General features: G+C 43.9%; 9 protein-coding genes. 4 read left to right on the top strand and 5 right to left on the bottom strand.

Annotated elements, in window-relative coordinates:
- The first annotated feature begins 272 nt into the window (after window positions 1–272).
- On the top strand, window positions 273–1,190 hold the full coding sequence (locus RIN81_RS14525) for a polyprenyl synthetase family protein (RefSeq protein WP_309091361.1): 918 nt from the start codon (window positions 273–275) through the stop codon (window positions 1,188–1,190).
- Window position 1,191: 1 nt separating this feature from the next.
- Here the strand turns inward: RIN81_RS14525 and RIN81_RS14520 are convergent, their stop codons facing one another.
- Complete coding sequence (locus RIN81_RS14520; protein WP_309091357.1) at window positions 1,192–1,350, bottom strand: hypothetical protein; 159 nt, start codon at window positions 1,348–1,350, stop codon at window positions 1,192–1,194.
- A gap of 94 nt (window positions 1,351–1,444) precedes the next feature.
- On the opposite strand from RIN81_RS14520, the gene RIN81_RS14515 reads away from it, so the two are divergent.
- Both RIN81_RS14515 and RIN81_RS14510 read left to right on the top strand, forming a co-directional pair.
- The gene (locus RIN81_RS14515; RefSeq protein WP_309091355.1) at window positions 1,445–3,487 is read left to right on the top strand and encodes a sensor histidine kinase; all 2,043 of its coding nucleotides are present in this window, start codon (window positions 1,445–1,447) and stop codon (window positions 3,485–3,487) included.
- Window positions 3,484–4,131, top strand: coding sequence for a response regulator transcription factor (locus tag RIN81_RS14510; protein WP_309091353.1), 648 nt, complete (start codon window positions 3,484–3,486; stop codon window positions 4,129–4,131). The genes RIN81_RS14515 and RIN81_RS14510 overlap by 4 nt, the downstream gene beginning before the upstream one ends.
- Window positions 4,132–4,209: 78 nt before the next feature.
- On the opposite strand, the gene RIN81_RS14505 is transcribed toward RIN81_RS14510, so the two are convergent.
- Complete coding sequence (locus RIN81_RS14505; RefSeq protein ID WP_309091351.1) at window positions 4,210–5,829, bottom strand: ATP-binding protein; 1,620 nt, start codon at window positions 5,827–5,829, stop codon at window positions 4,210–4,212.
- 113 nt (window positions 5,830–5,942) lie between these two features.
- The gene (locus RIN81_RS14500; RefSeq protein WP_309091349.1) at window positions 5,943–6,959 is read right to left on the bottom strand and encodes a potassium channel family protein; all 1,017 of its coding nucleotides are present in this window, start codon (window positions 6,957–6,959) and stop codon (window positions 5,943–5,945) included.
- Between the two features lie 188 nt (window positions 6,960–7,147).
- On the opposite strand from RIN81_RS14500, the gene RIN81_RS14495 reads away from it, so the two are divergent.
- The gene (locus RIN81_RS14495) at window positions 7,148–7,681 is read left to right on the top strand and encodes a GNAT family N-acetyltransferase (RefSeq protein WP_309091347.1); all 534 of its coding nucleotides are present in this window, start codon (window positions 7,148–7,150) and stop codon (window positions 7,679–7,681) included.
- A gap of 28 nt (window positions 7,682–7,709) precedes the next feature.
- Here the strand turns inward: RIN81_RS14495 and RIN81_RS14490 are convergent, their stop codons facing one another.
- Together RIN81_RS14490 and RIN81_RS14485 are read right to left on the bottom strand one after the other, a co-directional pair.
- Complete coding sequence (locus tag RIN81_RS14490) at window positions 7,710–8,975, bottom strand: dicarboxylate/amino acid:cation symporter (protein WP_309091345.1); 1,266 nt, start codon at window positions 8,973–8,975, stop codon at window positions 7,710–7,712.
- A gap of 583 nt (window positions 8,976–9,558) precedes the next feature.
- Window positions 9,559–10,614 carry a DctP family TRAP transporter solute-binding subunit gene (locus RIN81_RS14485; protein ID WP_309091343.1) on the bottom strand — a complete coding sequence of 352 codons (1,056 nt, stop codon included), beginning with the start codon at window positions 10,612–10,614 and terminating at the stop codon, window positions 9,559–9,561.
- Window positions 10,615–10,683 lie beyond the last annotated feature (69 nt).

The following is a 10,683-nucleotide window of genomic DNA, read 5'->3' as shown; positions in this document are numbered from 1 at the left end:
AAAAAGCTGGCCTGCTGGTCATGGAAACCAGTACAGCCAGCTTGAATAGGGCTGTCCAAATACATAAAAAAAGACAAAGCGGCCTCAAATCGAAGATTTGAGAACCACTTTGTCTACAGTCTGAAGCCTGCTCTTAAGCAGGCTTTTTTAAGTAACACATTTTAAGCGGGAAGCAGCGTGCATATCGTAAAAGTTTGGCCGGTGTTTTATGTCAATGAGTGTTTCTTTTTACCTATTAACTGGTAAGGTTAATAGAAAAGGAGCGAGACCACATGACAAATAACCTGGTGAATATTGCTTGCGAGCATATTCGCACATATTTTAAAGAAGCCGCTTTGCAGGAAAAAACACTTGTGTATGTAAGATACACGCTTGAGAAAACCGGTTTTTTTGCGAAGCTGTCCGGCCTTCATTATGACGTTTTCTGGAAAAAAAAGAGCACGGGAGAAAAAGAACAGCTTATGGTGATTGTCGAGCTGCTTTTTTTAGCACTCGACATTATGGATGATATTCAAGACGGAGACGGATATGAACATCCATGGGGAGAGGTGGACACCGCACAAAATTTAAATATATTGACGGGCTTGCTGATGATTTGCTTTTTAGAAGTAAACCGTTTGCAAATGGACGAAACGATTAGGGGTAGGGTTCTTCATATGATTCAAGCCAACGTAGTCAAAGCGATCAACGGCCAGGCAGTTGATTTGCAAAATCGCTTGGAAACCGAAGAAGAATACTTGAACATGGTATCTATGAAATCCGGCTCTTTGATCGAAATAGCCTGCCTGCTCGGAGCGGGAGAAGTAAAGCCTGCCATCGAAAAAGAAATGAAGGTGTACGCCCATTATCTCGGCATTGTCGAGCAGCTTCGAAATGATGTGTACGATCTGTTTCAGCCGGAGAAAAAAAGTGATCTATATTATAAGAAAAAAACATTGCCCGTGCTGTTTTGTTTAAACAGCGAACAGTCAAAATACGAAGCAGTAAAAAGGTATTACGAGAGTGGAAGAGAGGAGCCATCAACAGAAGAAGAAAGGGCTGCGGTGCAGTCGCTGCTTATTGAAGGGGATGCCCTTTCCTATTGCAGTGTAATCGAAAAGCTGTATATTTATAAAATTCGAACCTCTGTCACTCGGATGCCAATCAGTGAAAAACAAAAGAAGCAGCTAATGGCGGGCTTATTTTCATAACTTATCTCCATCCCTGAGGATGAATAGGCTGATGCTCAATAGATTCAAAGATAACGGCTAGTTCTGACTCCGAATAGGTTTCGAGCAGACGGCGTTCTTCTTCGCTCCAATCCGAAAGTGATGGTTTTGCCAGCAGCAGCTTGACTAGTTTCATTGCCATATTTATCTTTCATCTCCTTTATTGGTGTATAATGATATATATTACAAAAAATTGAAAGAATCGTCACTTATTAAGCAATATGGGGAGAAAACATATGTTAAAACATTATTGGCAGCTGGTTGTTGCTTTTGCCGTTTACATTGTAAGTCACGCTTATCTTATGATAAAAATGGCGGCAGAGAAACAAAGCTTTTCATTGGATATGATCGAGTTATACATACCTGGCTTGTTTTCACTGCTGTCCCTTATTTTAATTGCACCGATTATCCGCAAGCAAACGACATCCGCCCGCCGGTTTATTTTATTCCTGCTTGCAGTGTCCCTCAGCTTGTTTGCTTCTAAAGAGTCTGGTGAAGGAGATCCTGTATCCGTTACCATCTTAACGGTTGCTTTTCAACTGGCTGCTCTTTATTTTCTTCTCTTTGTAGAAGCGATTTTAAAGGAACAACAGCTTGATCTCGGTTCTCTCTCTGCGTGGCTGTCTGCCTTTTCGTGGGTAACACTTTTGTTTATCGGGTTTAATATTGGCAATTATTTTGCATCGTGGGTCCCATCTTATGTAGTGAATAACAGTATGCTCGTTCACTTTAGTTTTTCTATTTTTGCTGCTTTAGGTATCATTGCCTGGCAATACAATCGGACAGAAAACACGGATCACAAGAGCTTTTTGAAGTGGATGATGATTGTGCCGGCTATTGCATTTGTCCCTTTTATTGTGATTTATGTTCTTCCATATGTGGCGGCAGGAGTGGATGGGCTGGATCAAATCGCCGTCTTTTCTCTTTTTGCACTTCCATATGGCTATACACGCCTTTTGATGAACCGGCAGCTGTTTGATTTCGATTTTGTCCTCAGCCGTTTTTTCTACTATAGCGTGCAATCCGTTATTCCGGCTTTTTTACTGGCGGTGATCATATACAGCGTCGCGGAGAAGTTTATCATTCCTTTTGCTGCTGCTCTCTTGATCATGGCTCTTTCTTTTTTAATGAAAGAGCAGTTTGATTTTTTTATTCGAAACAGCTTGTTTCAAGATCGGAAAAATATGGTGCAGGGCATTGAGATTCTAGCAGGGAAGCTGTCGGCTGTAATGAAAACGGATGAGCTGGAGCGCATGTTTGCACTGGAAGTTCTTCATGCCCTGCATCCGTCTGCCTTGTTTATTACCGAAAAAAGAAACGGAGAGTGGCTGATTCGGCACGCAGAAGGAGCGGTTCCGGCTGTACCGTCAGAAGCGCAGCGCCTGTTAATGGCAAGAGACCGTGAAAAAGGGCTGCTGGTTCATCAGCAATGGCTTGGCATTCAGCTGTTTGAGCGGTCAGAGCAAAATATTTATCTATGGATTGGTCCAAAAAAAAACGGATTAAGGTGGAATATCAGTGAAAAAGCATGGCTGCTTGCTGGAGTTCCCTATGTCCGGCTCGTAGCCGATAATCTGCAGGTGGCCCAAAAGAAAATGGAGGAATTAGAGGTGCAGGCGATGAATCACTCACCGGGCACGATTCGGCTTCTTTTAGCGATTTCTGAAAAAGAAAGACGGAGGCTCGCCGCTGATCTCCACGACTCAGTGCTCCAGGAGCAGTTCATTGTACAGCGGAAATTAGAGCGCCTTGCCCGGTCAGAGCATCTGAAAGACACGCTTTTAAAAGATGTAAAAGAGATTCAGAGGGACATGAAACAAGTGACTCGCCATATTCGGGAAACGTGCCAGGAGCTGCGTCCGGTTTTTCTTCAGGAGGAAGGGCTGCGCGGTACATTAGAGGAGCTGTTTTCCCGGTTTAAGCTAACATCCGATATTTATTTGCAATGTGATATTGATCTGCCGTCCCATTACAGGTCGGACCAGGACAAAGAACTTGCTGTTTATCGGATTGTGCAGGAGCTTTTGCATAATGCCCGCAAGCATTCAAAAGCATCCCGTCTGTCTATTTCCGTGTGGGAGGAAAGTGAAACCTTATTTTTGGATTATCTGGATAATGGGATTGGGTTTGACATGAGCTGTATGGATGAGCAGGGAAACCAGATGGGGATATCCGGGATAAAGGAGAAAGTGGCCATGCTTTCAGGGTATGTAGAGTGGATGACATCGCCTAACGGCGGTGTGCAGGTTCAAATGACACTGCCGGGGTGGAGAGAATGACACGAATTTTGCTGCTGGATGACCATCAAATTGTCGGGCTGGAAACGAAAGGCATGATTGAAGCGTATTCGGATTTTCAAGTCACATGTGTATCCGATCATCAAACAGCTATTGAGGTGAGCGAAAGCGAGCCGTTTGATCTGTACCTGCTCGATATGAATGTTTCTGAAGAAGTGTGTGGTGTAGAGGTAGCCGGAAACATTCGTGAATACCAGCCGGGAGCGAAGATTATTATTTATACGGGATTTGATTATACAAGCCGAATCGATTTAATCGTCTCATCGGGTGCTGGCGCAATTATTAATAAAGATGCACCCGCAGCAGAGTTAATGACGGCGATCCATGCTGTGCTCAGCGGGTACGCCATTGTGCCGCTTGCTGTGTTGAAGCGGCTGTCATTAAAACAAAGCAGCAGCCGGTCAAATCAAAAGCAGGATACCTCTTATACATTAACAGAACAAGAGCTTCAACTGCTAACGGCTCTGGCAGGCGGAAAGAAAACCGGGGAGCTGGCAGAACAATTTTTTATAAGCAGCCGGACGATCGAGTACTGGTTGTCCAAGCTATTAAACAAAATGCAGGTACAAACAACGTCTCAAGCTGTTACTGAAGCGGTTCGACACAATCATCTTATTAGTCATTAATTTGCACGCTTTCTTGATGAAAGCGTGTTTTTCTTTTGAAAAAATAAAAGACCTGTCCTGCAGGCCTTTTGTAATTCATTATTCGTGTTGCTTGAGCGTTTCTTCTTTTTTGACTGGAAAACGAAGTGTAATCGTTGTTCCTTTTCCTTCCGTGCTTTGTACATCAATGGAGCCGCCGTGTTGTTTTAAAATACGCTGTGTAATCATAAGGCCAAGCCCTGTTCCGTCTTTTTTTGTTGTATAAAAAGGATTACCCAGCTGTTCGAGCTGTTCATTCGTCATGCCGACGCCTTTATCAGACACCACTGCTATAGCTTCTCCCTGTACGTTCATATGAACGTCAACCGAAAGGGTCCCGCCGCCCGGCATGGCGTCCATGCTATTTTTAAACAAGTTAATAAACACCTGCTTCAGCTGATTTCCATCTCCATGTATAAAAATAGGAGAGGGATCATCAAAGTCCTTTATAATCTGCACATTGCTCATGCTTGCCTGCGGCTGTGATAGGGCAATCGTATCATGAAGAATCTGTATTAAGTTTTGTTCGCCGAAACAAGTGGCCTGCGGCTTTGATAGAATAAGAAACTCGCTAATAATCAAGTTAATTCGGTCAATTTCTTCCAAAACGAGATTGAAATGCTCCTGGTCGAAAAATGATGGCTTCAGCAGCTGAATAAAGCCCCGAATCGTTGTTAAAGGATTACGGATTTCATGGGCAGCGCTGGCAGCCATTTGACCGACAGCAGCGAGTTTTTCAGTGTTAAGCAGCATCTGTTCCGTTTCTTTTCGCTGGGTAATGTCACGGAGCTGCGCGAAGGCACCGGCCAGTGTATCTGTTTGATCGAAAATTGGCAGCACATCCAGCAAGTACGTTGTTTCACGGCCTGATGTGCTTGTAAATGTTCTTTCAATGTCTGTAGAAGGAAGTCCTTTTGACAGCGCCCGCTCAAGATAATCGCCAACGAATGGGCAGTCCGCAGCCGTTTCGGAGAGCAGTGACTGTTTATCTTGCTTCACCATCCGTTCTGCGGCCTTGTTAACGTTAATAATATTGCCTTCCTTGTCAGAGACAATCAAGCCGCTCGTGGTAGTCTCCATAATAAGCTCATTAAGGAGGCGCAGATTCTCGTTTTGCTTCATTAACTGAAGTTCACGCTCGATGGATTCCTTCATTGTCATAAGTAATGATAGAAAGAGAGGATGGGCAAAATCAACAGCCGTCATAAATGAAAGTGTGCCGATTTCTTCATTTTGAGTTCTGTTCCAAATAGGGATGCTGTAGCACGCAGCATTATGCAGATAATGATGATAATGCTGCGAGCCGACTATGCCGACTGGCTGCTGGTAATCCAGCGCCAGGCAGACAGAACTAATACCATTGTATTCATTTGTCATTTGAACTCCGTTTTGAATTCCTAGTTTCATAACCATTTCTTTAATGCTGCTGTCCCCAATCATATGAAGAATGTAGCCATGCTTATCCGTTGCTGTTGCAAGAATAGGAATGCCAGGCAGCAAAGCAATAAATTTATCAAAAAAGTACGTAACCGCATGAATGAATTCAGCGTGTTGGCGCTGTCTTGCCGCTAATGCCTCTGCGTCTAATATATGTTTAAAAGAAGGAATGCTCTTTGGATCAAGTCCCCTCGCTGCACATTCCTTTTTTAATGTATCAAAACAAATATTGTTTTGCTTCATTTGTTGTTATCTCCTCGCTATTTTCCTTCGTATTCTCATCTATCTCTATTATAAACGAAACAGGCCTATACGAAAGGAGGGAAGAGAAAACTGGTTTAGGGAAAATATTTTTCTTAAAGCCTGTGATACGCTTGTTCATTGCAGATGATAAATAATGGAGCATGTTGAGGAATATACTCGTCCAGTTTTTCCATAATAGAGAGGTCGTGGCGGCTGGCGACAAGAAGAATCCCTTTTTCATCTAACGCCTGCTTAGCTTCACGATACGTCTGCCAGCCAAATGTATTTTCAATCCGGTAAAGATCGTATCCATCACTGCATGTTAACTGACGGATAATCTCACTGGATCCGTTAAACAAAATGGAACGTGCAGCTAAATGAGCTGCTGTATCATTTGGCGTAATAAACTCTTCTACATTTGCATGTGAAAAAGCGGGCAGGTTAGCTGAATTCGCCACTTCGCAAATCGTGTACACATTTTGCTTCTGTCTTTGAGCAGCAGCTTCAATACTTGAAGCGATCAATAGGGTCAGGCCGTCTGCTGTCGAGGCGTTCGGCGCATGATCCGGTGAAAAAATCATAATGGATTTAGCTTTTAAAAAGTTTGCCTGCCGAAGCGTTTGCTCAAAAGCTGGAGCCCCTTTAACAAAATCGACACGTTCATGGAGGAAAGGCGTTTTCGCTTCTGTTTCATCCATAATAACGATGCAGATGTCGGGAAAGGTGTCGAGCAGTTCTAGTAAAGTAATCCGTGCCCGGTTCGTCCAATTAATCAATATAATGTGCTGTTCACGTGTAATCGTCAATCGTCCTTCCTCCTTCAATCGTTTTCGCGCACTAAGTGTGTCAATGGCTTTTCCGATCAATACGGTCATGAGGCCAATGCCGAATACGTACAGCAGCATGGCAAAAATCTTTCCGGAAACAGACACTGGCGATAAGTCACCGTAACCGACTGTTGCAACGGTTGTCATCGTCCACCATAGTCCGTCAAAAGGGGAAGTGAACGTTTCAGGTTCTACATAATACATAAAAAAGCTGCTGAACAGCACAAGGGACATGGTGGCGAAAAAAAGTGTCCAGCTGCTCATGTGCATGGCTTTAAAGAAAAGTCTTCGAAAAAAAATCATCTGCAGGTTCCTCCTTTCAGAGTAAATCTTCTGTATAAGGTACGAGTGGAAATAAGACTAAATACTATAAATCGTTTATTTCGCCAATAATCGAGGGTATTCCTCCAAATTCGGTCTATTAACCGATTTACATCTGGGCCAATTGCCGGTATTTTGAACATAATCCATGAAAGCGGGAGGGTGAGAATATGCTGTTTCGAAAAGGAAAGCTGTCTGTCCGAAAGCTGGAAGACAGAGATGAAGGCCGCCTTGTTAAATGGTTATCAGATTCGGTCGTACTGGAATTTTACGAAGGCAGAGACAACCCGTTTGATGCGGAAAAAGTCCGGAAAGAATTTTACACAGACGAAGAGGGACTGGTTCGCGGCATCATTGAATTCGATCAATATGAGATCGGTTACATTCAATATTATCCCCTTGGAGAAGAAGAAAGAGCGTTATATGGCTATGAAGCAGATGAAGTGGTTTATGGAACAGACCAGATGATCGGAGAAGTACATTATTGGAACAAGGGTGTTGGCAAAGTGCTTGTTAAAGCACTAGTAGAGCATTTGATTCGTACGAAACAGGCACAAAAAGTGGTAATGGATCCGCAGGAACGGAATGTGCGGGCGATCCGCTGCTATGAAAAATGCGGGTTCCGGAAAGTGAAACTGCTGCCAGAGCGGGAATGGCACGAAGGAAAATACCATAATTGCTGGCTGTTGGAATATAAAAAATAAAAAGCGGAGCCAGAGGGCCCCGCTTTTTTTAATTGATCATTTTATTTGGCGGCGGTGTTACAGTAAGGTCAGCCGGCGGATGAAATTCATTTTCCATCTTAGATACTACAACCGTTGCTACGCCGTTTCCGATTAAGTTTGTAATAGCGCGTGCTTCAGACATAAAGCGGTCTACACCAAGAAGAAGGGCGATTCCTTCCACCGGAATCATTGGAAAAGCTGCCAGTGTAGCGGCTAGTGTAATAAATCCAGAGCCTGTTACGCCGGCTGCGCCTTTAGAAGTCAGCATCAATACGCCAAGCAGTGTCAGCTCCTGCCAAATCGTTAAATCTATTCCGTAAGCCTGAGCGATAAAGATCGCGGCCATAGAAAGGTAGATCGAAGTGCCATCCAGGTTAAACGAGTAGCCAGTTGGCACAACCAGCCCGACAACCGGCTTTGAACAGCCGTAATCTTCAAGCTTTTTCATTAGCTTTGGCAGGGCAGATTCAGAAGAAGATGTTCCAAGAACAAGTAAAATTTCCTCTTTAATATACGCGATAAATTTAAAAATGTTGAATCCGTAGAATTTGGCAATACCGCCTAAGATGACGATAACGAAAAGAGCACATGTAATGTACACACCCAGCATTAGCTGGCCAAGTGACACGAGGGAGCCAAGCCCAAATTTTCCAATTGTGTAAGCCATCGCTCCGAATGCAGCGATCGGAGAAACCTTCATAATCATGTTGACGATTCCAAAGAAAATATCTGTTAAGCGTTCAAACAAGTCTACAACCGGTTTGCCGCGCTCTCCAAGAGCGGCGAGTGAAAGGCCGAAGAAAATTGCAAAGAATAAGATTGGCAGCAAATCGCCGCCTGCAAGAGCAGCCATTGCGTTGTCAGGCACGATTCCAAGAACAAAATCCATAAAGCTGTGACTGGATTCTTCTGCTCCTTTTGTATATTCAGAAATATCACCGCCATCTACAGAACCAGTATTAAAACCTGAACCCGGCTGAAGAAGGTTGACGACTAAGATACCGATTGCTAAAGCGAAAGTGGTTACGATTTCAAAATACAAAAGGGCTTTTCCGCCGATCCGGCCGACTTTCTTTAAATCGCCCATGCTGCCGATTCCAATGACAACTGTGAGGAAGATAATCGGTGCGATGACCATTTTAATCATTTTAATAAAAATGTCCGCCAGTACTTTCAACTGCTCCCCGAAAGCAGGAAAAGCCAAGCCTACCGCGATCCCTAGAAGAATACCGATGATAACACGAACCGTTAAGTTATTTAACGCTTTCTTCATATGAAAACCTCCTTTAATAAATTTGTTAGCGTTTTCATTCCCTTGATAGAATCATATCAGACTCCAACAGGAATAAATATTTTTGGTTTTAATGGTTTTTTTGGTCTTTTTGATCAAAAAAAGAACGCTTATTCAGCGTTCTTACAGACCTTAGACAAATAATATGGACGACCGTGCACGTGAATGGGACGGATCGGCGGCGTCCAGGCAGCTCTGCTTCCCATGGGGCAGGCGCTGAGCCCGACTTCGCCTGGCGGCTCCACCGGTCTCAGCTGCCCGCTAGTCCCATAGGAGTCTGCGCTGCCCTCCCGCCGCCAAGTGGCTTGCAACAAGATTGTATAGGGCTAATAAGGTCATATCTTTCTATTTAAAAAAGAGAAAATGTTTATTCGGTCCTTTGATCTTCAACACCACTTAGTGAAGCCTGCCGGACGGAGACTCCTGCGGGAGGTACAGTGAGTCGGGAGACCCCGCAGGCACAGCCGAGGAGGCTCCCGCACTGCCCGTGGAACGCGAAGTCCGGCCTCGGCTCTTTTTTAAAAGCGAAAGACTTTGTCTACACACTGAAAGAAAGAATGCTTATTCAGCGTTCTTCATCAGGAGGAAATTGAATTCGTTTGATTAAGTCGGAGCCGACTTCGTTTTCAACCTGTTGATACAAAGGGTTGAAAAGACGAAGCCACTTTTTCTGCTGTTCGGCTGTCAAGGAATGAATAGTAATCGGAGAAGTCCGCTTAATTTCTTTGAGCTGCTCCGCATTCATCTGGCCTGCTTTTTTCATGTTCCACTCGATCGTTTCGTTCATGGCTTCCGTGATCTTTTCCTGAATTTCTTTTGGAAGCTCGTCCCAGAATTCTAGATTAATCATGACTGCGTAACCAAGATAGCCGTGGTTGCTAATCGTCAGATGCCTTTGTGCTTTATAAAGCCGTTTAGAATAAATATTGGAAATCGTGTTTTCCTGCCCGTCAATTTGTCCGGATTCAAGCGCCTGATACACGTCGTTGAACGGCATGACGGCAGTATCCGCTTCCAAAAGACGAAACTGTTCCGTGATAATTGGGCCTGGCATTACACGAAATGTCTGGCCGCGAAAATCATCCGGCTCAAGCAGCGCATTTTGGCTGCTGGTCATCTGCTTAAATCCGTTCACCCAAAAGCCAAGCCCCTTCACCTGCGGATCCTGGATCATTGAAAGAAGCTCTTTGCTCGTTTGTCCGGTAAATACCGCTGCCGCTTGGCTTTCACGCTTGAAAATAAACGGAAGATCGAGTACCTTCCATTGGGGAACGGTATCAATCAGCTTCGGGAATGAAGCCGCTATCATTTCTACTTTTCCATTTTGCAGCGCTTCATATTCATTATCATCCGAATAAAGAATACCGTTCGGATAAATTTCAACTTTCACCTGCCCTTTTGTTTTTTCTTCTACAAGATCGGCAAATTTCCGAACTGTCAATCCTTTTGGTGTGTTTTCCGCTACTACATGCGAAAAGCGAATCGTAATGCTTGTCCCGAGCTTTTCCTGTTCATCATCATATGAAAGCAATTGTGTTTTGGCGGCTTCATTGTATTGGTAAAAATAATAGCCGGTCAGTATAAGGAGAGTAAAAAGGCAGAAGCTGATGTATTTGGCCATAGGCACCACCTGTTTTAAACATCTTTTTTCTTATCATATCACGTTTTGACCGTCCGGCTTGTTTTCTTT

Source organism: Domibacillus sp., assembly GCF_031181085.1.
Taxonomy (GTDB): Bacteria; Bacillota; Bacilli; order Bacillales; family Domibacillaceae; genus Domibacillus.
Note: the sequence above shows the minus strand (reverse complement) of the source record. Positions and strands in the feature narration are given on the sequence as shown.

What these genes read in the sequence shown, in the direction of transcription:
- RIN81_RS14520 (WP_309091357.1), bottom strand. Translation starts at nt 1,350, where the DNA reads ATGGCAATGAAACTAGTCAAGCTGCTGCTGGCAAAACCATCACTTTCG.
- RIN81_RS14485 (WP_309091343.1), bottom strand. Translation starts at nt 10,614, where the DNA reads ATGGCCAAATACATCAGCTTCTGCCTTTTTACTCTCCTTATACTGACC.
- RIN81_RS14525 (WP_309091361.1), top strand. Translation starts at nt 273, where the DNA reads ATGACAAATAACCTGGTGAATATTGCTTGCGAGCATATTCGCACATAT.
- RIN81_RS14510 (WP_309091353.1), top strand. Translation starts at nt 3,484, where the DNA reads ATGACACGAATTTTGCTGCTGGATGACCATCAAATTGTCGGGCTGGAA.
- RIN81_RS14505 (WP_309091351.1), bottom strand. Translation starts at nt 5,829, where the DNA reads ATGAAGCAAAACAATATTTGTTTTGATACATTAAAAAAGGAATGTGCA.
- RIN81_RS14500 (WP_309091349.1), bottom strand. Translation starts at nt 6,959, where the DNA reads ATGATTTTTTTTCGAAGACTTTTCTTTAAAGCCATGCACATGAGCAGC.
- RIN81_RS14495 (WP_309091347.1), top strand. Translation starts at nt 7,148, where the DNA reads ATGCTGTTTCGAAAAGGAAAGCTGTCTGTCCGAAAGCTGGAAGACAGA.
- RIN81_RS14490 (WP_309091345.1), bottom strand. Translation starts at nt 8,975, where the DNA reads ATGAAGAAAGCGTTAAATAACTTAACGGTTCGTGTTATCATCGGTATT.
- RIN81_RS14515 (WP_309091355.1), top strand. Translation starts at nt 1,445, where the DNA reads ATGTTAAAACATTATTGGCAGCTGGTTGTTGCTTTTGCCGTTTACATT.